This window comes from Isoptericola sp. NPDC057653 (genome assembly GCF_042799955.1).
Lineage (GTDB): Bacteria > Actinomycetota > Actinomycetes > Actinomycetales > Cellulomonadaceae > Isoptericola.
On record NZ_JBHVHP010000001.1, the window covers coordinates 73,084 to 94,878 of the forward strand.

General features: G+C 75.3%; 16 protein-coding genes and 1 pseudogene. 7 read left to right on the top strand and 10 right to left on the bottom strand.

What is annotated here, in order from left to right:
• Positions 1 to 24 precede the first annotated feature (24 nt).
• Positions 25 to 6,360: a hypothetical protein gene (locus ACFU9A_RS00305; protein ID WP_430573261.1), complete on the bottom strand. Its 6,336-nt coding sequence runs from the start codon at positions 6,358 to 6,360 to the stop codon at positions 25 to 27.
• Positions 6,361 to 6,464: 104 nt separating this feature from the next.
• On the opposite strand from ACFU9A_RS00305, the gene ACFU9A_RS00310 reads away from it, so the two are divergent.
• The 3 genes from ACFU9A_RS00310 to ACFU9A_RS00320 all read left to right on the top strand — a co-directional run bounded on the left by ACFU9A_RS00310 (position 6,465) and on the right by ACFU9A_RS00320 (position 9,917).
• On the top strand, positions 6,465 to 6,809 hold the full coding sequence (locus tag ACFU9A_RS00310; RefSeq protein WP_430573262.1) for a metal-sensitive transcriptional regulator: 345 nt from the start codon (positions 6,465 to 6,467) through the stop codon (positions 6,807 to 6,809).
• 25 nt (positions 6,810 to 6,834) lie between these two features.
• Positions 6,835 to 7,206, top strand: coding sequence for a heavy-metal-associated domain-containing protein (locus ACFU9A_RS00315; RefSeq protein WP_430573263.1), 372 nt, complete (start codon positions 6,835 to 6,837; stop codon positions 7,204 to 7,206).
• Positions 7,207 to 7,397: 191 nt separating this feature from the next.
• Positions 7,398 to 9,917 (top strand): heavy metal translocating P-type ATPase, encoded by a 2,520-nt coding sequence (locus ACFU9A_RS00320; protein WP_430573264.1) that lies wholly within the window; start codon positions 7,398 to 7,400, stop codon positions 9,915 to 9,917.
• A 74-nt stretch (positions 9,918 to 9,991) separates the two neighbouring features.
• Here ACFU9A_RS00320 and ACFU9A_RS00325 read toward each other — a convergent pair whose 3' ends face one another.
• The 4 genes from ACFU9A_RS00325 to ACFU9A_RS00340 are packed head-to-tail and all read right to left on the bottom strand — an operon-like array spanning position 9,992 to position 12,708.
• Positions 9,992 to 10,789 carry an ABC transporter permease gene (locus tag ACFU9A_RS00325; protein WP_430573265.1) on the bottom strand — a complete coding sequence of 266 codons (798 nt, stop codon included), beginning with the start codon at positions 10,787 to 10,789 and terminating at the stop codon, positions 9,992 to 9,994.
• Entirely contained in the window at positions 10,786 to 11,745 is a 960-nt protein-coding gene (locus ACFU9A_RS00330; RefSeq protein WP_430573266.1) for an ABC transporter ATP-binding protein, read from the bottom strand. The genes ACFU9A_RS00325 and ACFU9A_RS00330 overlap by 4 nt, the downstream gene beginning before the upstream one ends.
• Complete coding sequence (locus ACFU9A_RS00335) at positions 11,742 to 12,044, bottom strand: transcriptional regulator (protein WP_430573267.1); 303 nt, start codon at positions 12,042 to 12,044, stop codon at positions 11,742 to 11,744. Before ACFU9A_RS00335 ends, ACFU9A_RS00330 begins: the two co-directional genes overlap by 4 nt.
• On the bottom strand, positions 12,037 to 12,708 hold the full coding sequence (locus ACFU9A_RS00340; RefSeq protein WP_430573268.1) for a hypothetical protein: 672 nt from the start codon (positions 12,706 to 12,708) through the stop codon (positions 12,037 to 12,039). Before ACFU9A_RS00340 ends, ACFU9A_RS00335 begins: the two co-directional genes overlap by 8 nt.
• A gap of 178 nt (positions 12,709 to 12,886) precedes the next feature.
• Between ACFU9A_RS00340 and ACFU9A_RS00345 the strand changes: the two genes are divergently transcribed.
• Both ACFU9A_RS00345 and aroA read left to right on the top strand, forming a co-directional pair.
• Positions 12,887 to 13,717, top strand: a complete 831-nt coding sequence (locus ACFU9A_RS00345; protein ID WP_430575315.1) for a CPBP family intramembrane glutamic endopeptidase — start codon at positions 12,887 to 12,889, stop codon at positions 13,715 to 13,717.
• Positions 13,718 to 13,760: 43 nt separating this feature from the next.
• Positions 13,761 to 14,999, top strand: coding sequence for a 3-phosphoshikimate 1-carboxyvinyltransferase (gene aroA, locus ACFU9A_RS00350; RefSeq protein WP_430573269.1), 1,239 nt, complete (start codon positions 13,761 to 13,763; stop codon positions 14,997 to 14,999).
• A 15-nt stretch (positions 15,000 to 15,014) separates the two neighbouring features.
• Here aroA and ACFU9A_RS00355 read toward each other — a convergent pair whose 3' ends face one another.
• Positions 15,015 to 15,590, bottom strand: a complete 576-nt coding sequence (locus ACFU9A_RS00355) for a TetR/AcrR family transcriptional regulator (protein ID WP_430573270.1) — start codon at positions 15,588 to 15,590, stop codon at positions 15,015 to 15,017.
• A 173-nt stretch (positions 15,591 to 15,763) separates the two neighbouring features.
• Between ACFU9A_RS00355 and ACFU9A_RS00360 the strand changes: the two genes are divergently transcribed.
• Together ACFU9A_RS00360 and ACFU9A_RS00365 are read left to right on the top strand one after the other, a co-directional pair.
• The gene (locus tag ACFU9A_RS00360) at positions 15,764 to 16,570 is read left to right on the top strand and encodes an SDR family NAD(P)-dependent oxidoreductase (protein WP_430573271.1); all 807 of its coding nucleotides are present in this window, start codon (positions 15,764 to 15,766) and stop codon (positions 16,568 to 16,570) included.
• A gap of 38 nt (positions 16,571 to 16,608) precedes the next feature.
• A pseudogene (locus tag ACFU9A_RS00365) lies at positions 16,609 to 17,397 on the top strand (DMT family transporter); the annotation flags it as partial.
• A 62-nt stretch (positions 17,398 to 17,459) separates the two neighbouring features.
• Here ACFU9A_RS00365 and ACFU9A_RS00370 read toward each other — a convergent pair.
• From ACFU9A_RS00370 to ACFU9A_RS00385, 4 genes are read right to left on the bottom strand one after another with little or no spacing between them, the layout of a single operon-like run.
• Positions 17,460 to 17,915 (bottom strand): DUF3592 domain-containing protein, encoded by a 456-nt coding sequence (locus ACFU9A_RS00370; protein WP_430573272.1) that lies wholly within the window; start codon positions 17,913 to 17,915, stop codon positions 17,460 to 17,462.
• Between the two features lie 10 nt (positions 17,916 to 17,925).
• A complete protein-coding gene (locus ACFU9A_RS00375; protein ID WP_430573273.1) occupies positions 17,926 to 19,644 on the bottom strand; it encodes a dipeptide ABC transporter ATP-binding protein in 1,719 nt (572 codons plus the stop codon).
• A complete protein-coding gene (locus ACFU9A_RS00380; RefSeq protein WP_430573274.1) occupies positions 19,641 to 20,741 on the bottom strand; it encodes an ABC transporter permease in 1,101 nt (366 codons plus the stop codon). The genes ACFU9A_RS00375 and ACFU9A_RS00380 overlap by 4 nt, the downstream gene beginning before the upstream one ends.
• On the bottom strand, positions 20,741 to 21,784 hold the full coding sequence (locus ACFU9A_RS00385) for an ABC transporter permease (protein WP_430573275.1): 1,044 nt from the start codon (positions 21,782 to 21,784) through the stop codon (positions 20,741 to 20,743). Before ACFU9A_RS00385 ends, ACFU9A_RS00380 begins: the two co-directional genes overlap by 1 nt.
• Positions 21,785 to 21,795 lie beyond the last annotated feature (11 nt).

Here is a 21,795-nt window from a genome sequence, read left to right on the forward strand (position 1 = left end):
CCGGGCCGCGCCTCCCGGGCGCGGTCAGTCCTGCCGGCGACGGCGCGCGGCGGCGAGCAGCCCGAGCCCGACGGCCGTCACGACCAGCGCCGCGACCGCCCACCCGACCACCTGCGCGCCCGTGACCGGCAGCGGACCGGACGTCCCCGGCGGAGCGCCCGGACCGGGCGTCGCGTCGGGCGCGCCCGGGCCCGGCGGGACTGCGGGGCCGCTCGACGTCGGGCTCGGCGTCACGCTCGGCGACGGGGTCGGCGACGGGCTGGGCGACGTGTCCGGCCCCACGATGAGGATCCGTGCCCGGTCGGTGTCGTTGGGCACCACGGCGTCCGCCTCGCCGTGGGTGACGACGCCCTCCACGGGCAGCACGTCGCCGGGGCTGCCGGTGGTGGTCCCCACGACGCGGTACACGACCTGCTCTCCCGGAGCGAGGTCGCCGACGTCGAACGTCAGCGAGCCGACCACGCCGTCGGGCGGCTGCGGCCTCCCGGCCGGCCAGGACACCGCGACCCCGCTGTAGTCCGTGAGCCCCGGCGGCACGTCGAGCACGGCGACGACGTCGGTGGCGTCCTCGGGCCCCTCGTTGCGCACGGTCGCGGTGAGCTCCGCGCGCTCGCCGGACAGGTGGGTCTGCGTGGGCGGCGACAGCGCCAGGGAGACGTCGGTGGAAGGCGGGGCGGCGATCTCGTTGCAGCTCTCGCCCTCGTTGTCCACGGCGGCCGGGTCGAGGGAGCCGGAGCCGACCAGGGCCGCATTGCACAGGGTCTCCCCCGCCGTGCCGGCGGCGACGTCGAACGTCACGACCGCGGACGCCGTCTCCCCGACGGCGAGCCGCCCCACCGCGCAGCGCACGATCGTCTCGGTGTCGCCGTTCGCGAGGTCGTGCGTCTCCGGGACGGGGCAGTCGACGCCGTCCTCGCGCTGCGCGGACACGTAGGTCATGCCGCCGGGCACGGTGTCCGAGACGACGACGTCGTCGGCGACGGACGGGCCGGCGTTGCGCACGGTGAGCCGCCAGGTGGCGGGGCTGCCGGCGACCATCGGGTGCGGCTCCACGAGGTCCTTGACGAGGCTGGTGTCCGACACGTGCTGGACGGTCAACGTCAGCGCCGCCTCGTTGTCCTCCTCGGTGGTCTCCGGCGTGTCCGAGCGGATCACCGCGCGGCCGGAGTAGCTGCCGGCCGGCGTGTCGCCGGGCACGTACGTCGTCACGACGTTCGTGGTCGCGCCTCCGGCCTCCCACCGCGCTCCCGGCGTGACGGGCTCGCAGTGCAGCACGTACCGGAAGTCCTCCCAGGACGCCGTGGTGGGGTCGTCGGGCGGCGTGCGGTTCCAGGTGCAGTCGTTGAACGGGACGTCGACGCTGTCGGCGTACGGCACGAACCCGGGCGGGAAGACGGTGTCGCCGTTCGTCCCGTCGGCCGTGGACGGGCCGTTGTTCACGGCGAACCCGGTGAAGGTCACGTCCTGGCCCGCCGCCGGGGTCAGCGTGCTCGCGGAGGCCGAGATGCCGAGGTTGGTCACGCGCCGCACGTCGACGTCGGCGGTGGCGGTGTTGTCGTCCGGCGCCGCCTCGTGGGCGAGGATCCCGACCGTGGCGGTGTTGGTCGCCGTGCCCGCCGCGAGGGTGTCCGGCGTCGAGGCCACCACGTGGATCGTGACGGAGCCTCCGGCCGGGACCGCGCCCACGCGGCACGCGACCTCCTGCCCGGGCCCGTCGGGCACCTGCGGCTGCGCCTGGGTCTCGTCCACCGGCGTCGTCTGCGGGGGCGTGCAGTCCGACTGCGCGGCCACGAGCGTGAACCCGGCCGGCAGGGAGTCGGTGACGACGGCGTGCTCCACGCCCGACGCCCCGGAGTTCACGACGGTGAGGGTGTAGCCGACGGTGCCGCCCGCGTTGACGGAGGCCGTGTCGGGCGTCTTGACCAGGTGGAGGTCCGCGATCTCGACGACGTCGACGGCGACGTCGTCCTGCACGCTCGTCGCGCCGCCTGCCAGCGGGGTGCCGGTGGTGGCCGTGGCCGTGTTCGGCACCTGCTCGGCGAACCGGTCGCCCCCGTTGAGGTCGTTGGCGTCGGGGTCGAGCGTGCCGTGCACGGTGATCACGACGGGGGCGGGCTGCGTCGTGCCCGACCAGCCGTGCACCGTGCCGAGCGAGCACGACAGCGCGCTGCGCACTCCCCCGCCCGGTTCGGCCTCGGGGGTGATCGTGCACGTGCCGCTCCCCGTCGAGGCCCCGGTCGCGACGAGGCCGAGCGGCAGCAGGTCCTCGACGACGACGTCCTGCGCGTCCGCGTACCCGGCGCCCGGCGTGGTGGCCTCGGGCACGGCGACCGCGATGCGATAGGTGAACGGCCCGCCGGCCACGAAGGCGTCGTGCGGGTCGGCGGCCTCGTCCGGGTTGGGCACGGTGCCGGTCGCCGACTTCGTCACGGCCAGGTCGGTGACGGCGGGGCCGACCACCGTCGACGCCTGCTGGGTGTTGTTCGTGAGGTCGGCGTCCGGCGTGGAGCTCGAGGCCTGCGCCGTCTTCAGGTAGGTCCCCGGGTCGACGTAGCTCGCGACCTCGAGGACGTAGTCGATGTCGACCGACTCGCCGGGGGCGAGGTCCCGACCGTCGAGCGTGCAGACGATCTCCCGCGCCGTCGCGGTGCAGTCGGTGGGCAGCGTCCCGGTGTCCACGAGGATGCCGTCCTCGGCCCGCTCGATGCGCAGCGTCACGTCGCGGGCGACCGACGGCCCGTCGTTGGAGACGGTGAGGTGCACCCGTCGGTGGGTGCCGGGGCCGGTCGCGTCGGGGTCGACGGGCTCGAGGGTGAGGCCGGTGACGGTGACGTCCGCCTCGGCGGCGACCGTGCTCGTGGCCTGCGCGGTGTTGTTCGCCAGGTTGTTGTCGGGGTTGGTCTCCATGTTCCCCGTGACGACCGTGGCCGTGTTCACGAGCGCGGTCCCGGCGGCGACGTCCGGGGCGACGTCCACCGTGACCTCCACCGTGACCGACGCCGCGGCGTCGAGGTTGGCCCCGAGCCGGCAGGTGAGGGTCTGCCCGCTGGTGTCGCACGCGACCGTCTGCCCGCCGCCCGACGTGACCTGCGCGCTCACGAAGCTCACGCCGGCGGGCAGCGTGTCCGTGAGGACCGGACGGAGGGCGGCGAGGTTCTCGGTGACGTCGTCGGGGTCGTTCGTGTTGGTCACGACGAGGTCGTACGCGGCGGTCCCGCCCGCCGTCACCGTGGCGTCCGCCGCCTTGGCGAGCGACAGGTCCACGAACGGGAGGCCGCTCAGCGTCCAGGACGCCTCGTCGTTCGACGGGTCGGTGTCCCCCGCCGCGTCGATCGTCACCGCCTGCACGACGTCGGGGCCGCCCGCGAGCACCTCGTCCGCCTGCATCGCCACGGTGACGACGGCGGCGTCGCCGGGCGCGAGCGGGCCGGGCAGGGTGCACGTGAACCCGGCCGCGGTGAGGTCCGCCGCGCAGCCGGTGACGGGGTCCGCGCCCCGCAGGTCCAGCGCGTCCGGCAGGGCGTCCGTCACGTCGACGTCGCGCGCCGCCGACGGCCCGTTGTTGGTGACCGTGATGCGGTAGTCGACCGGTCGCGGCGCCTCGGCCGGCAGCGTCGTACGGTTGGCCGTCTTGGTCACGGCGAGGTCGTACTCGGCGCGGACGGCGGTGTCGGCCGTCGCCGTGTCGTTCCCGCCCGCCGGGTCCGTGGACGTGGACGTCGCGGTGGCCGTGTTCCGCAGCGTGCCGGTCGCCGCGGGCGCCACGAGGCCGGTCACCGTGATCGTCACCGCGGCTCCCGCCGTGCCCGCGCCGGCGGACGGCAGCGCGCCGACCGGGCACGTGACGACCTGCTCCTCGACCGTGCACGCGTCGCCGCGGGACGTCGTCGCCCCGATCCCGGTGACGCCGTCGGGGACGGTGTCCGTGACCACGACACCGGCCGCGTCCGACGGGCCGTGGTTCGTGGCCGTCACCGTCCACGCGATGCTCGTGCCGGCCACCACGTCGGCGGGGCCGGACTTGGTGACGCGGACGTCGGCCTCGGGGGCGGCGGCCGTCACCGTCGCCTGCGCGGTGTTGTCGGCCGAGGACGCGTCGGGGGTCCCCGACGCGACGGTCGCCGTGTTGCCCACGGTCGTCCCCGCCGCCAGGTCCGTGGCGAGCGTCCCCGTGACCGTCACCGTCGCGGTCGCGCCCGCCGGGAGCTCGTCCACGGTGCAGCTCACCCCGCGGCCGGTCGGGTCCTCGCACGCGGGGGCCGTGCCGTCCGCGGACGTGATCGTCGCCGCGGAGAGGGTGGCGCGGCCCGCGTCGTCGAGGGTGTCGACGACCCGCACGCCGCGCGCGTCGGAGGGCCCGGCGTTCGTCACCCGGAGGGTCCAGGTCACCTCCGCGCCCGGGACGGCCGTGGCCGGCGCCGCCGTCTTCGTGATCGACAGGTCGGCCCGGCGCGCGAGCGTGACGGTGGCGCCGGAGACGTTGTTCGCGGGCGCCGGGTCCAGCGACGACGTGCTCACCGTCGCGACGTTCGTCAGCGACGTCGCGGCCGAGCCGGACCCGGTCCCGCCGCTGAGGGTCACGGTGGCGGTCGCGCCGTCGGCGAGGTCGCCGAGCGCGCAGGTCACCGTGCCGTCGTCCACCGTGCACGTCCCGGCCGTGGCGGTCGCGGTCACCCCGGTCCAGCCTGCGGGCAGCGGGTCCGTGACCGTGACGTCCGACGCCGTGTTCGGCCCGTCGTTGCGGACGGCGAGCGTCGCGGTCACGTCCTGCCCGACCGCCGCCGGGTCGGGGGACATCGTCTTGGCGACGGACACGTCGGCCTGCCGCGCCACCGTGACGCTCGCGGGCTGGGTCGTGTAGCGCGCCGCCGTGCCGGTGGTCGCCGTCGCGTAGTCGAGGTTGGCCAGGTTCGTGACCGTCGTCCCGCCCGCGGCGTCGTCGAGCGTCACCTGGAACGAGTACGCGGGCGCCGCCCCGATGTCGACCGTGCCCCCGGCCGACGCCGTCGCGCCCGTGCCCACGCGGACGCGCACCGTCCGCCCGTCGACCTCACCGCGGTCGTCGCCCGCGCCGTCGGTGAGCTCGCCCGGCGGCGACACCGGCGACGCGACGTAGCGCAGCGACCCGGGCACGTAGGTCGTGCCGGGCGGCAGGTCGTCCTCCGACACGGCCTCGACGGCCGGGTCCTGCCCCGTGTTGGAGTAGTGGACCGTGTACTCCAGCGTGTCGCCCGGCCGGGCGGGGCTGTGCCCGCTGAGGTTCACCACCGTCTTCGCCGACGCCGTGAAGTCGGGGGCGTAGAGGTTGATCGCCAGGCCTACCACCCCGGGGTAGTAGACGTCGCCGTTGCTGGAGAACGTGAAGGTCGCGCTCGTGGCACCGTTCGCGATCACCCCCGAGGCGCCGAGGTTCTTCACGTCGAACCCGAGCATGTTGCGGTGCGCGGGCGTACGGGTGGCGACCGACGACCCGTTCGTGTCGTTGGTGGAGTCGAAGAAGTTCGCGCCCGGCGACGCCGCCGTCGCCAGCTGGGTGCTGTCGAGCCTCGTGTAGTCGCCCGTCTGCGCCAGGTCGCCCTCGTACGCCAGCATCGTCAGCTGGGCGTCGACCGTGCCCGACCGCGGCGCGAGGAACCCCGAGACCTGCACCGACTGGGGGCTCTTGTTGCTCACGACGTCGAACCCGTCGAACACCGTGAGGTTGCGCAGCGGCAGCCCGGGGGCCGAGTACGCGACGGTGAGCGCCCAGCCCGCGTACCGGTCCTGGCCGGTCGCGGCGGCGACGTTCGCGCCCCAGTAGCTCCCGTTGCCCGCGGACCTGACGATCGCCGTGACGTCCGCGAACCGCTGGTACGCGCCGTAGCTCGAGGAGTTGGGGCCGAACTGGTCGTGGGCCGCCGTCGACGCCGCGACGGTGCGGTAGCCGGCGTCCCCCGGCGCGCGCAGCGACATCGTGCCGATCGCGCTCGCGGACGCGCTCTGGCCGCCCGACCCGGCGTCCAGGCGGGCGCCCCAGTACAGGCCGGCCCACAGCACGGTCGCGCCCTCGGGCAGGTCGAGGCGGGACGCCGAGGAGTTGGTCGTGCCGCCCACGCCGTCGGCGTCCAGCTGGGTCATCGTGAAGCCGTTGTTGTCCGCCGCCGCGCCGTTCTGCGCGCTCGTGCAGGACGACGACGCGCTGCAGGTCAGCAGGTTGTTGCCGACGGTCGTGAGCGCGCCGTTGGCATTGGTCGAGAACTTGACCGTGAACGGCTGCGTGGGAGCCGCCGCGGCCGGCGTGGCCGCGGGCAGCGTGAGCGTCACGAAGGCCAGCGCGAGCGCACCCAGGGCCGCAGCCGCCCGCCGGATCGCAGTGCTCATGCCGCCTCCGCCCCTTCATGGCGAGAGTAGGGGCAGACGGCGCTGCAGGCTCGGGGGAGCCGGCGGGCGCTTGACACGGTACCCCCTAGGGGTATGGTGGAGCCATGACCGACACCGGCGCACCCCTCCCCGACCTCACGCCCGACGGCGGACACCAGCACGACGGTCCGCACGGCTACGCCTCGGACAAGGAGGCGTACCTCAAGCGGATGCGCCGCATCGAGGGCCAGGTGCGCGGCATCGCGCGCATGATCGACGAGGACGTCTACTGCATCGACATCCTCACCCAGGTCTCCGCCGTGACCAAGGCGCTGCAGGCCGTCTCCATCGGCCTCGTGGAGGACCACCTGGGCCACTGCGTCGTCGACGCCGCCCGGGCGTCCGAGGCCGAGGGCGCCGCGAAGGTCAAGGAGGCCGCCGACGCCATCGGCCGCCTCGTCCGCAGCTGACCGATCCCCCACTGAAGGAGCACCGATGAGCACCGTCACCACCCTGGGCGTCACCGGCATGACCTGCGGCAACTGCGTCGCGCACGTCACCAAGGACCTGTCGGCCGTGGCCGGCGTCGAGGACGTCAGCGTCGAGCTGCACGTCGGCGGCACGTCCGAGGTCGCCGTGTTCTCCGACGCCCCGCTCGACGAGGCCGTGCTGCGCGAGGCCGTCGACGAGGCCGGGTACGAGGTGGCGTCGTTCGCCGTCCTGGCCGACGCCGTCGCCGCCCAGCAGGCCGCGCAGGCGCCCGCCCGCCAGGAGGCGCACAACTGCGCCTGCGGCTGCGGCACCGCCGAGGCCGCCGCCGAGCCGGCGACGAAGACCTACGACCTGGCCGTGCCCCCGCGCGCCTGAGTCCCCGGCTCCCGGGAGCCACCCCCGCGGACCGCCTGCCGAACCGTCGCCCGCCCGCCCCCGTCGGGCCGCAGCGACCCAGGCCCTCCGCGCCGCGCCGTCGTCGACCCGACCGGCGCCCCCACCGCGACCCCGCCACCCCGGGTCGTCGCGGGTGACCTCCGACCCAGCACCTCAGGGAGTCACCCCTCATGAGCACCCCCACCGAGACGTCCCCGGGCGTCACCGGTCCCCCGCCGGTCCCCGTCCTCGAGATCGACCTCGCCATCGAGGGCATGACCTGCGCCTCGTGCGTGGCGCGCGTCGAGAAGCGGCTCAACCGCGTCGACGGCGTGACCGCCACCGTGAACCTGCCGCTCGAGAGCGCGCACGTCGAGCTCACCGCGGCCGTCGACGACGCCACGCTGGTCGAGGCCGTCGAGAAGGCCGGCTACGGCGCCCGCGTCACCGCGCGCCGCGACGTCGCCCCGAAGGCCGCCCGCACCACCCCGGCGCCCGCGGTGCCGGCCCCTGCGGCCCCGGCCCCCGCGCCGCCGACCACGGAGCACCCGGCGCCCGGGACGCCGCCCGCCGCCCCGGCGGACGAGCGCGGCACGGACCTGCGCCGCCGGCTGGTCGCGTCTGCCGTCCTCACCGTGCCCGTGGTGGCGCTGTCGATGGTCCCCGCGCTCCAGTTCACCGGCTGGCAGTGGGTCGTGGCCCTCGCCGCGCTGCCGGTCGTGACGTGGGGCGCGTGGCCGTTCCACACGGCCGCGGCGCGGGCCGCCAGGCACGGCGCGTCGACGATGGACACGCTGGTCTCGCTCGGCGTGATCGCGGCGACCCTGTGGTCGCTGTGGGCGCTGACGCTCGGCGGCGCGGGCGAGCTCGGCATGTCCATGCGGCCGTCGCTGATCCCGTCGGAGTCCGGCGGCACGCCCGAGCTCTACTTCGAGGTGGCGGCCGTCGTCACGACGTTCCTGCTCGCCGGCCGCTACGCCGAGCACCGCTCCCGCCGCCGCGCCGGCGACGCCCTGCGGTCCCTGCTGGAGCTGGGCGCCAAGGACGCCGAGCGCGTGCTCCTCGGCCCGGGCGGTACACCGCTGACCGGGCCCGACGGCAGCCGCCGCACCGAGCGCGTGGCGGTGGCGGACCTCGCCGTCGGCGACGTGTTCGTCGTGCGGCCGGGCGAGAAGGTCGCCACGGACGGCGAGGTGGTCGAGGGCGCGAGCGCCGTCGACACGTCGCTGCTCACCGGCGAGCCGGTGCCCGTGGACGTGGGCCCCGGGGACGTCGTCACCGGCGCGACCGTCAACACGTCGGGCCACCTGCTGGTGCGCGCCACCCGCGTGGGCGAGGAGACGACGCTCGCGCAGATCGGGCGGCTCGTGTCGCAGGCGCAGACCGGCAAGGCCCCCGTGGCCCGGCTGGCCGACCGCATCTCCGCCGTCTTCGTGCCGGTGGTGCTGGGCCTGTCGGTGCTCACGCTCGTCGGCTGGCTGCTGGCCGGCGCCGACCTCCAGCTCGCCTTCACCGCCGCCGTCGCGGTGCTGATCATCGCGTGCCCCTGCGCCCTCGGGCTGGCCACGCCCACCGCCCTGCTGGTCGGCACGGGCCGCGGCGCGCAGCTCGGCATCCTCATCAAGGGGCCGGAGATCCTGGAGTCCACGCGCCGCGTCGACACCGTGGTGCTCGACAAGACCGGCACCGTCACCGAGGGCCGCATGCGGGTGGAGCGCGTCGTCGCCGGCACGGCCGGCGAGGGCGAGGTGCTGGCGTACGCCGGCGCCGTCGAGGCCCTGAGCGAGCACCCCATCGCGCACGCCGTCGCGGCCGCGGCCGCGGAGCCGTCAGGACGGGCGCCGGGCCTGCCGGGCGCAGAGCCCGACGGGTCCGCGGGGGCGGGGGCCGACGGCGTCGGCATCGGCGCGCTCCAGGCGTTCGACTTCCGCGCCACGCCGGGCGGCGGGGTCGAGGCGGTCGTGCGGCGGGCGCACTCCGGCCTCGCCGGGCTCGCCGCGGACGGCGGGCTGAACGCGCGCCGCGTCCTCGTCGGGCAGCCGTCGTGGCTGGCCGGCCAGGGCGTCGCCCTCGACGGCGACCTCGCGGCCGCGTTCGCCGACGCCGAGGCGACGGGGGCGAGCGCCGTCGTCGTCGCGTGGGACGGCGCCGCCCGCGGCGTGGTCGTGCTGCGCGACCCGGTGAAGGCGACGTCCGCCGAGGCCGTGCGCGAGCTGCGCGACCTCGGGCTGCGGCCCGTGCTGCTCACCGGCGACGGCGAGGGCGCGGCCCGCGTCGCCGCCCGCGAGGTCGGCATCGCGGACGAGGACGTCATCGCCCGCGTGCTGCCGCAGGACAAGGCCGCCGTCGTGGCACGGCTGCGGTCGGAGGGACGGGTCGTCGCGATGGTCGGCGACGGCGTGAACGACGCCGCCGCCCTCGCCACCGCCGACCTCGGCCTGGCCATGGGCACCGGCACGGACGTCGCGATCGAGGCGAGCGACATCACGCTCGTGCGCGGCGACCTCCGCTCCGCCCCCGCGGCCGTCCGGCTCTCGCGCGGCACCCTGCGGATCATCCAGCAGAACCTGTTCTGGGCGTTCGCCTACAACGTGGCGGCGATCCCGCTCGCCGCGGCCGGGCTGCTCAACCCGATGATCGCCGGTGCGGCCATGGCCGCGTCGTCCGTCATCGTCGTCGGCAACTCGCTCCGCCTGCGCCGCGCCGGCTGACCCCGGAGCGTGGTGGGGTCGTGGCCCGGCCCGAGACCGGTCCACGACCCCACCCGCCACGCCCCCAGGGGCGGTCAGCGGAAGCGGCGGCCCTCGTCGCGGCGGTACGCGCCGACGGCGAGGACGGCGAACAGCACCGTCCAGCCGAGCAGCACCAGCCAGGCGGCGGGGTAGGCCGGCTGCCCGGTGAGGGCCTGGACCAGCAGGTCACGACCGGCGCGGGTGGGGGTGGCCTGCGAGATGGCGTCCAGCCAGCCGGGGAACATCTGCGGCGGCAGGAACAGCCCGCCCGCGAACGCCAGCGGGAACAGCACCACCTGCACGACCGGCAGCGCCGCCTTCGCGGACAGCGAGTAGCCCACGGCCATGCCGAGCAGCACGAACGGCACGGAGACCAGCAGGGTCGTGCCGACCCCGGCGAGCAGCTGCCCGAACGTCACCGACGCGGCCGTGAACAGCCAGCCGATGAGGATGAGCGGCACCAGCCCGAAGAGCGCGAAGATCGCGCCGTTGCCGATCCGCGCCACCATCCGCGGGCCGGGGCCGGCGGGCAGGGAACGCAGGAACGGGTCGAACGGGAGCTGGCGGTCCTCCGCCACGCCCAGCCCGTAGGTGAACAGGCTGGCCGAGCAGACGGCGAACAGGCCGAGGCTCGCGACCGCCATCGTGGACCACAGGGGGTCGTTCGCGACCTCGCGCTGCGGCACCACGAAGAAGAACATCGCCAGCGCGGGGAACAGCATGTTGCCCAGCACCGCGATCGGCACGCGCACCGTCTCGAGGAACTGGTAGCGCAGGTGCAGCCAGGTCAGCCGCAGCGGCCCGGGGGCGCCCGGCGCCCGTCCCGGGGTCGTGGTCGTCGTCGCGCTCATCGGGTCGCCTCCTGCATCACCATCTCCTCGAAGGCCTCCTCGAGGCTGGCGCCCCGGATCTGGAGGTCGTGGAAGTCCACGTCGCCGCGCACGAGGTCGCGCACGAGGGCGTCCGCGTCGGCGGTGTACAGCTCCTGCGCGCCGTCGTCCCGGCGCTCCGCGCGCACGACGCCCGGCCACGCGGCCAGGTCCGTCGCGGACCACAGGGCAACGCGGCGCAGACCGACGCGGCGCAGGATGGCCTCGAGCGAGTCGTCGGCGCGCACCACGCCGCGGTCGATGACGACCACGCGCTGCGCCAGCGCCTGCACCTCCTCGAGGTAGTGGCTGGTCAGCAGCACGGTGCCGCCGCCCGCGTGGTAGGCGCGGATGGCGTCCCACAGCGCCTGCCGGGCGCCGACGTCGAGCCCGGTGGTGGGCTCGTCGAGCAGCACGACGCGCGGGCGCCCCACGAGCGAGAGCGCCACCGCGAGCCGGCGCTTCTGCCCGCCCGAGAGCGCGCCCGTCTGGCGGCGGGCCAGGTCGGTGAGGCCGAACTGCTCCAGCAGCTCGCCGGTCGGCACCGGGCTCGCGAAGTGCCCGCCCACGAAGTCGACCACCTCGCCCACGCGCAGGGTGGCCGGCAGGCCCGTCTCCTGCGGGGTGATGCCGAGGCCGGCGCGGCTGGCGGCGTCGCGGGGGTCGCCGCCCAGCAGCCGCACGGTGCCGGAGTCGGGGCGGCGCTGGCCGCTGACCAACGACAGCAGCGTGGACTTGCCGGCGCCGTTGGGGCCGAGGAGCCCGACGAGCTCGCCGGGTCCGACGTCGAGGCTGACGTCGTCGAGGGCGACGACGTCGCCGAAGCGCCGCGTCACGCCGTGGACGGCCACGACGGCGTCGGCCGCGGCACCCGGGGGCGTGGGGACCGGCGCGGGCGCGACGGCGGGCGCGCGCCCGGGCGGCGGGGTGCGGGTCATGATCCGGCTCCTCTCAGCAGGCCGGTGAGGGCCTCGGTGTAGTCCTCGAACGCCCGACGCCCGGCGGGCGTGAGGGCGAGGTACGTGGCGGGGGTGCGACCCTCGTGGGTCTTGGTGACGCGGACGTAGCCGGCGTCCTCGAGCTTGCGCAGGTGGGTGGACAGGTTGCCCGCCGTCATGTCGAGGAGCTTCTGCAGCTTGGGGAAGCTCAGCTCGTCGCCGGCGTCCAGGGCGGCGAGCGTCGCGACGACGCGCAGCCGGGCGGGGGCGTGGATGACCGGGTCGAGGGCGTCAGGCACGGCCGCCCCCGTCGTCGGTGCGGCGGCGCCGGCGCAGGATCCGCAGGTGCTCGACGCCCGCCATCACGACGAACCCGCCGCCCCCCGCGAGCGCCATCACGAGGTACGTGCCGGGCAGCCCGACGAGCGTCGCGGCCCCCGCCACCAGAAGGATCCACGCGCCGAGGACGAACAGGCTCCGGTCGCCGAACGCCGTGGCGCCGCCCAGGTAGAGCAGCCCGACGACGAGGCACGCGCCGCCGTTGCTGGCGAGGGCCATGACCTCGCCGTCCGCGCCCGCCCGGGCGAGGCCGCCGAGGAACACGCTGAAGGTGAGGAAGCCGAGCATCCACGACCAGCCGTACATCGCCCCGGTCCGGGCGGAGACGCCGCGCGTGCCCGCCGTCCGGCTGATGGTGTGCACCATCGTGAAGACGACGGCCGCGGCGATGGCGCCGGCGAACACCCAGAACGCCCACGGCTCGGGCTCCCCGTGGGCGCGGGCGCTGGCCCACAGGACGAGGTAGCCGGCGAGCCAGGCGACGCCCCAGGCGCCGTACAGCGCGCGGCCGTCCGGCTCGAGGGCGGCGCGGGCGCGGTCCTGCTGCTCGCGGATGAGGCGGAGCGAGTCGGCGGCGGCCAGCGCGGCGACGTCGTCGCCAGGCCGGTCGGGGGTGCTGGTCATCGGTACCTCACAGAGAACTTTGTGATGCAAACCTGTTTGTGAAGCATGCCACGGCGCCCGCCCGCGCACAACCCCTCGACGCACGACGACACGTCGCCGCCCACGCCGCGACGAGCCGGCTGGCCGGCACCTGTGAGCCGGGCCGGGCGCGCGGACCTACCCTGGGCCCGTGACCGCCGTGCCGCCCGTCGTCCTGCCCGCCGTGGCGCCCGCCACCACGCCGTCCGAGCGCCGCCGCACCACCGCGGAGATCTGGATCGTGCTGGGCCTCAGCCTCGGCCAGAGCGGCGTGTACGCGCTGGTCAACATCATCGCGAGGCTCACCGCCGAGACCCGGCTCGCCGACCAGACGGCCACCCTCAACGCCAGCCAGTCCGACCGCTCGCTGCTCGACCTCACCTACCAGCTGCTGGGGATCTTCTTCGCGCTCGTGCCGGTCGTCCTGGCCCTCTACCTGCTGAGCGGGCGCGCGTCCGCGACCTGGACCGGCACGCGCCGGCGGATCGGCCTCGACTGGGGGCTCGACGGCGCCCGCCCCGGCCGCGACGTCGCCTGGGGGTTCGGCCTCGCCGCCGCCATCGGCATCCCGGGGCTCGCGTTCTACCTGCTGGGCCGAGCCCTCGGCATCACCGTGTCCGTGCAGGCCAGCGCGCTGAACGAGCACTGGTGGACCGTGCCGGTGCTGATCCTCGCCGCCCTGCAGAACGGGCTGCTCGAGGAGGTCGTGGCCGTGGCGTACCTGCGCGAGCGCACGCGCGACCTCGGCTGGTCCCGGCTGTGGTTCGTCGTGTGGAGCTCGCTGCTGCGCGGCTCCTACCACCTGTACCAGGGCATCGGGCCGTTCTTCGGCAACGTCGTCATGGGCCTCGTGTTCTCGTGGTTCTACACCAGCCGGTGGGGCCGGAACCGCGTGGTGCCGCTCGTCGTCGCGCACACCCTGCTCGACGTCGTCGCGTTCGTCGGCTACGCCCTCCTGCCGCAGGACTGGAAGGACGCGCTCGGCCTGTGACCACCCCGCCCGGACCGGTCGGGGGGCGGCTACCGTCGGGCGCGTGACCGTCGTCCCGATCCCCGGCTCCAAGTCCATCACCGCGCGGGCGCTGTTCCTCGCCGCGGCCGCGCGGGGCCGCACGACGCTGGTCGACCCGCTCGAGTCGGACGACACGGAGGCCTTCGCCGAGGGGCTGCGCGCGCTCGGGTACGCCGTCGACCGGCAGGCGTCGAGCTGGGTCGTCGACGGCTCGCCCGCCGGGCCGCCGCGTCGTTCCGCGAACGTGTTCGCCCGCGACGGCGCGACGACGGCGCGCTTCCTCCCGACGCTGGCTGCGGCCGGCCACGGCCGCTACGCGTTCGACGCGTCGGAGCAGATGCGCCGGCGGCCGATGGCGCCCCTCACGCGGGCCCTGGTGGAGCTGGGTGCCACGCTCGAGTTCCCCGGCGCCGCCGACCACCACCCCGTGACCGTGGCCGCCGCCGGCCTGCGCGGCGGGTCGCTCCGCCTGGACGCGGGGACGTCGTCCCAGTTCCTCACCGCCCTGCTCCTCGCGGGGCCGTTGATGCGCGACGGGCTGACGGTCGAGGTCACCGACCTGGTCTCCGAGCCGTACGTCGCCATCACCACCGCGATGATGGCCGCCTTCGGCGTCGAGGTGGAGCGGTCGGGACGGCTCTACCGCGTCGCGCCGGGCGAGTACACGGCCACCCGGTACGTCGTCGAGCCCGACGCGTCGTCGGCCAGCTACTTCTTCGCCGCGGCCGCGCTGCTCGGCGAGCCGGTCACCGTGCGAGGCCTCGGCGCCGGCGCCCTGCAGGGCGACCTCGCCTTCGTGGACGTGCTCGCGCGGATGGGGGCCCGGGTCGAGCAGGACGCGGGCGCGACGACCGTCACGGGCACGGGCCGGCTCCGCGGCATCACCGTGAACATGCGCGACATCTCGGACACCATGCCGACGCTCGCCGCGATCGCCCCGTTCGCGGACGGGCCGACGCGCATCGTCGACGTCGCCAACACCCGGGTCAAGGAGTGCGACCGCCTCGACGCCTGCGCCGTCAACCTGCGCGCCCTGGGGATCGGCGTCGAGACCGGGCCGGACTGGATCGAGATCCAGCCCGGTGTCCCGCGAGCGGCCGAGGTCGCCTGCTTCGGGGACCACCGGATCGCGATGGCGTTCGCCGTCGCCGGGCTGCGGACCCCCGGCCTCGCCCTGGACGACCCGGGGTGCGTGAAGAAGACCTTCCCCGGGTTCCACGAGCGGCTCGCGGCCACCGTGCGGGAGCTCGCCGCGCGCTGAGGCCGCCGAGCCGGGTCAGCCGCGGGGCCCGGCCCCCCGCAGCAGGGTGTCGACGATGCGGGCCGCGAGGGCGTCCGGGTCCGCGCCCGCCGCGGCCTCGCGCAGGGACTCCCCGATCAGCGCGTAGTAGACGCGACGCACCCAGTCGAGGTCGGCGCCGGCGTCGACGACGCCGTCGGCACGGGCGCGCTCGAGCACCGCGACGCACCGGCGGTCGACGTCCTGCTGGAGGGCGGCGGCCTCGCCGCCCGGGTCCGCCGGCAGGCCGAGGGCGAACGCCCACGCGCTCTTGACCTGCAGCACGTTGGCGGTGATCCGGTGCATCGCCACCAGCGGCGGCGCGGTGTCCGGCCGCCCGTCGTCCACCGCCTGCGCGAGCTGCCGGACGGCCGACGCGGCCAGCGCCTCGACCAGCGCCTGCCGGCTGGCGAACCGGCGGTGCACCGTGGTGCGGGCCACCCCGGCGGCCGCGGCGATCTGCTCCAACGACGCGGCCGGGTCGTCGACGAGCACCCGCTCCGCCGCCTCGAGGATCGCGCGCACGCTGCGCTCCGCGTCCGCCCGCAGCGGCCTGGCTGCCGTCCCGCCCATCGCGACTCCCTCGGTTCGTCGGTACCGCCGCGCCGAGCCGAGCGGCCGGCATCTCGACCCCGCACACGGTACCCGCCCGACGCAGTCCGGGGTATAACTGCATCATCGTTGTTGCATGTTGACGTGAAACCGCTACGATCGCACCCAGTTGCCGTCCACCGAAGGAGGAGATCGTGCCCACCACCGCCCTGATCACGGGAGCGTCGTCCGGGCTCGGCGCGGAGTTCGCCGAGCAGCTCGCGGCCCGTGGCCACGACGTCGTCCTGGTGGCCCGGTCCGCCGACCGGCTCGCCGCCCTCGCCGAGCGCCTGCGGGCCGAGCACGGCGTCGCCGCCCACGTGCTGGTCCAGGACCTCGCCGCGCCGGACGCCGCCCGCCAGGTCGCGGACGGCCTCGTCGCCCGCGACCTGGCCGTCGACCTGCTGGTCAACAACGCCGGGTTCGGCACCTGCGGCCGGTTCGAGGAGATCGACCGGCCGCGCGACCACGACCAGCTCATGGTGAACGTCGTTGCGCTCGTCGACCTCACCCATGCGCTCCTGCCGGGGATGCTGGCGCGCGGCGGCGGCGCGGTCGTCAACGTCGCCTCGAACGCCGCCTTCCAGCCCTCCCCGTACTTCGCCGTCTACGGCGCCGCGAAGGCGTTCGTGCTGAGCTTCGGCCTGGCCCTGCGACAGGAGTACCGGGGCCGGGGCGTCCGCGTCCTCACCCTCTGCCCCGGCCCCGTCGAGACCGGCTTCTTCGACGCCATCGGCACCCGGCGGGCCGCCGTCACCGGCGCCACGACCACCCCGCCGCCCGTCGTGCGCGCCGCCCTGCGCGCGCTGGACCGCGACCGCGGGTACGTCGCCCCCGGGCTCGGCAACGCCCTCGCCGCGCACCTCGCGCCGCGCCGCCCCCGGACCCTCGTCGCCGCGCTCGCCGAGCGCGTCACCCGCAAGGTCCTCTCCCCCGCGGCGAGCACGACGGCCGCCGCATGAGCGCCACCGGCCGGGCCTCCGCCGGCGCGGCCTCGGCGATGCTGCTGGTCGGCACCTCGACGGCGGTGACGGCCACCGTCGCCGACTACCCCGTGCTCACCGGCCAGGCGCTGCGCTACGCCCTCGCCGCGGTGATCCTGCTCGCCGTCGTGCGCCACCGTCGCCTGCCGCGGGTACGCCTGACGGCGCGCGACGTCGTGCTCCTGGTCGCGCTCGCCGCGACGGGCCTGGCGGGGTTCAACGTCTTCCTCGTCGAGGCGACGCGGCACGCCGGGCCCGCGATGATCGGCGCCGTCGTCGGCGGCGTGCCCCTCGCCCTCGCGCTCGTCGGCCCGCTGCTGGCACGCCGACCGCCCGCCCCGCGGACGGTGGCGGCCGCGGTCGTCGTGGCGCTCGGCACCGCCGTCGCCGCCGGGCTGGGCTCGGGCAGCCCGGCCGGGCTCCTGCTGTCCCTGGGCGCCCTCGCCGGCGAGGTGGCGTTCTCGCTCCTGGCCGTCCCGCTCCTGCCCAGGCTCGGGCCGCTGCGCGTCGCCGCCTACCCTGCCGCCCTGGCCGTGCCGCTGCTGCTCGTGGCCGGGCTCGCGCTGGACGGCGCCACCGCCCTGCGCCTGCCCACGGCCGGCGAGGCGGCCGCCTTCGCCTACCTCGGCGCCGTGGTCACGGCGGCCGCGTTCTTCCTCTGGTACGACGCCCTCGGCCGCCTCGGCCCCGACCGCGCCGGGCTGTTCGCCGGGCTCGTCCCCGTGGGGGCGCTGCTCACGACCGTCGCGCTCGGGCTGGGGCGCGTGGGCGTGGCGGACGTCGCGGGGGCGCTGCTCGTCGCGGCCGGCGTCGCCGTCGGCCTCAGTCCTGCGCGACGGGCAGCGCGCCCCGCGGCGCCGGACGACCGTCAGAACGGGACGTCGGAGAGCATGCCCTGCGAGAGCACGACGAACCCGGCGACGAACGCGAGGAACACCAGCGCGAAGACGATCCGCCCCACCGCGCCGCCGGTGCCCATGCGGGCGCTCTTCGGCGCGATGAAGCGCTCCGGGAGCGCGGGGTCGTAGAGCACCCGCACGTCCGTGTCCGAGCGGTCGAGCATGCCGACGTCGGAGTAGGCGGGCACCCCGCGGACCCGGCGGCCGTCGAGGGTGGGGAACTCGACGGTCTCGACGAGGCGCGAGCTCACGGAGCGGCTCTCGCCCGACCCGCTGCTCGAGTGCTTGACGTGGGAGGCGACCACCCGTCCCCGCGTCTCCTGCCCGGACCTCTGGAGGGCGCGCACGCCCCCGATCTCGCGCGCGGCGCCCACCACCATCCACACGCCGACGAACGCCATGACCGCCGGCACGAGGACGAACATGACGCGCACGTCAGGCCTCTCGCAGGGCGGCCAGCCCGGCGCGGTGCTCCGCCTGCGCGGCGGGGTCCGGCACCGGCAGCGACGCGAGGAGCTGCTTGGTGTAGTCCTCGCGCGGGCTGCCGAGCACCTGCTCGCCCGTGCCCTCCTCGACCAGGTGGCCGCGGTACAGCACGGCGATCCGGTCGGCGAGGAGGTCGACGACGGCGAGGTCGTGCGACACGAACAGGCAGGCGAAGCCCAGCTCCTTCTGCAGCTCGGCGAAGAGCTCCAGGACACGCGCCTGCACCGACACGTCGAGCGCCGACGTCGGCTCGTCCGCGATGAGCAGCTCCGGGTCGAGCGCCAGGCCGCGGGCCAGCGACGCGCGCTGCCGCTGCCCGCCGGACAGCTCGTGCGGGTAGCGGTCGCCGTAGCTGCGCGGCAGCTGCACCGCCTCCAGCAGCGCGTCCACGCGGGCGCGCGCCGCTTCCGGGTTGCGGGCCCGCCCGTGCACGACCAGGGGCTCGGCCACGCACTCGGCGATGGTCAGCAGCGGGTTGAACGACGTGGCCGGGTCCTGGAAGACGAACCCCAGCCGCGGACGCATCGCCTTGAGGTCGCGCGCCCGGGCGCCCAGCATCTCCGTGCCGAGCACCCGCAGCGAGCCGCCGCTGACGGGCGTGAGGCCGGCGATGGCGCGGGCGATCGTCGTCTTGCCCGAGCCGGACTCCCCCACGAGCCCCAGCACCTCGCCGGGGCGGATCGCGAGCGAGACGCCGTCCACCGCGGTGAACGCCGGCTGCCGGAACCGGCCCGGGTAGGTGATGGTGAGGCCGTCGGCGCGCACCACCGGCTCGGCCGACTCCCAGCCGTCGGGACGCGCGGCCGCGCGCTCGACGGCGCGGACGGTGCCCTCGCCGACGCGCGGCACGGCCTTGAGCAGGGCCTTCGTGTAGTCGGCCTGCGGGTCGTCGAACAGCGCGCCGACGGGCGCCTGCTCCACGACCTTGCCCTGGTACATCACGGCGACCCGGTCGGCGAGGTCGGCCACCACGCCCATGTTGTGCGTGATGAGCACGATGGCGGTGCCGGTCTCGTCGCGCAGGTGGCGCAGCAGGTCGAGGATCTCGGCCTGCACGGTGACGTCGAGCGCCGTCGTGGGCTCGTCCGCGACGATGAGGCTCGGCCCCAGCACCAGCGCCATCGCGATGACGATGCGCTGCTTCTGCCCGCCCGAGAACTGGTGCGGGTAGTGGTCCACGCGGTGCTCGGGGTCGGGGATGCCGACCGTGCCGAGCACCTCGATCGCGCGGCGGCGCGCCTCCTTCTTCGAGACGTCGCCGTGCGCGCGGATGCCCTCGGCGATCTGCCAGCCCACCGCGTACACGGGGTTGAGCACGCTGGACGGCTCCTGGAACACCATCGCGACGTCGCGGCCGCGCGCCTGGCGCAGCTTCGCCGCGGAGACGTTGACGACGTCCGTCGTCCCGCCGTCGCGCCCCGTGAGGACGACGGCGCCGCTGGTGGTCGCCGTCTCCGGCAGCAGGCCGAGGATGGTCTTGGCCGTGACGGTCTTGCCGGAGCCCGACTCGCCGACGACGGCGAGCACCTCCCCCGGCTGGACCTCCAGGCTCACGCCGTCGACGGCCCGCACGGGGCCGGCGTCCGTGGCGAACGAGACCGCGAGGTCGGTGATCGTCGCCACGGCGCCGTTCGACGCGACGGCGCTGTTCGATGCGACGGCGCTCATGCGTCGTCTCCCTTCGAGTTCTCCTCGCGGTGCTCCGCCGACGCCGGGGTCTCCGGGTCGGAGGGGTCCGCCTCGACCGACTGCTCCACCGACGTGGCCACGACGGCGCCGGACACCTGCCCGGCGCGGGCGCGCGAGCGCAGGCGCGGGTCGGCCAGGTCGTTGAGCGACTCGCCCATGAGGGTCATGCCCATGGCCGCGAGCACGATGGCGAGGCCCGGGAACAGCGCGGTCCACCAGATGCCGGAGGTGACGTCCGCGACGGCGCGCTGCAGGTCGTAGCCCCACTCGGCGGCCGCCGTCGGCTCGATGCCGAAGCCGAGGAAGCCGAGGCCCGCCAGCGTGAGGATCGCCTCCGACGCGTTGAGCGTGACGATCAGCGGCAGCGTGCGCGTCGAGTTGCGCAGCACGTGGCGCGTCATGATGCGCCAGTGCCCGGTGCCGAGCACGCGCGCCGAGTCGACGAACGCCTCCGCCTTGATGCGCACCACCTCGGCGCGCACCACCCGGAAGTACTGCGGCACGAACACCACGGTGATGGACAGCGCGGCGGCGAGGATGCCGCCCCACATGTCCGACTTGCCGCCCGAGATGACGATGGCCAGCAGGATCGCGAGCAGCAGGGACGGGAAGGCGTAGATGGCGTCCGCCACGACCACGAGCACGCGGTCGAGCCAGCCGCCGAAGTACCCGGACACCAGGCCCAGGAGCACGCCGACCACGATCGACGACAGCACCGCGACCAGCACGACCAGTAGGGCCGTGCGCGCGCCCCACACCACGCGGGACAGGACGTCGTACCCGCCCACGGTGGTGCCGAACCAGTGCTCGGCGCTCGGCGGCATCTGGGCGCCGAACGCGCCGTCGAGGTCGCGCAGCTGCGACCAGCCGTACGGCGCCAGCAGCGGCGCGAGCACCGCGACCAGCACGAACACGGCGGTCAGGACGAGGCCCGCGACGAGCATGCCGCGCTGGAGGCCCACGCTCTGGCGCACCTGGCGCACGACGGGCAGCCGTCGGAACCATGCGCCCTTGCCGCCGAGGTGCTCGGGGGTCGTGCCGGCGGTGCCGACGGTGGTGATCTCTCCCGCGGTCATCAGTACCTCACCCTCGGGTCGACCAGCGCCGCGATGATGTCGACGAGGAAGTTCGTCACCGCCACCACCACGGCCATGAGCACGACGATCCCCTGCACGGCCACGAAGTCGCGCGCCTGCAGGTACTCGGAGAGCTGGAAGCCCAGGCCTCGCCACTCGAACGTCGTCTCGGTGAGCACGGCGCCCACCAGGAGCATCGCGACCTGCATGCCGGCCACGGTGATGATCGGGATGAGCGCGGGGCGCCACGCGTGCTTGCGCACGAGGCGGTTCTCCTTGACGCCGCGCGAGCGCGCCGCGTCGACGTACCCGGCGCCCAGGGTGCCGATCATGTTGGTGCGCACCAGCCGCAGGAACACGCCGGCCGTGAGCAGGCCGAGCGCCAGCGCGGGCAGGAACGCGTGGGACAGGACGTCGAGCACGACGGCCGGGTCCCCGGTCTTGAAGGCGTCGACCAGCATGAACCCGGAGTCCGCCCCGGCGAGCTGCATCGAGATCTCGCCGTCGGTGGACACGCGCCCCGCGACGGGGAACCAGCCCAGCCAGACGCTGAACACGAGCTTGAGGATCAGGCCCGCGAAGAAGACCGGCGTCGCGTAGGCGAGGATCGCGAGGATCCGCAGCGCGGCGTCGGGCAGGCGGTCGCGGAAGTAGCCCGCGAGCATGCCGAACGGGACGCCGAGGACCAGGGCGACGACGATCGCGTAGAACGCGAGCTCCAGCGTCGCCGCGCCGTAGGTGGTGAGCACCTCGGTGACGGGCTGGTTGTCGCTGATCGTCGTGCCGAAGTCGCCCGAGAAGATGCTGGTGAGGTAGTCCCAGTACTGGACCAGGATCGGTCGGTCGTAGCCGGCCGCGTGGATCAGCTGCTGGAGCTGGTCGGCCGGCAGCTTGCCGCCCAGTGCGGCGGTGATGGGGTCACCGGTCGCGCGCATGAGCACGAAGACGGTGGTGACCAGGATGAACACGGTGGGGATGATGAGCAGGAAGCGCACCAGGATGTAGCGTCCCAGTGCGCTTCCTGCCGTACTACGTGAGGCCACGAGAAGAGCTC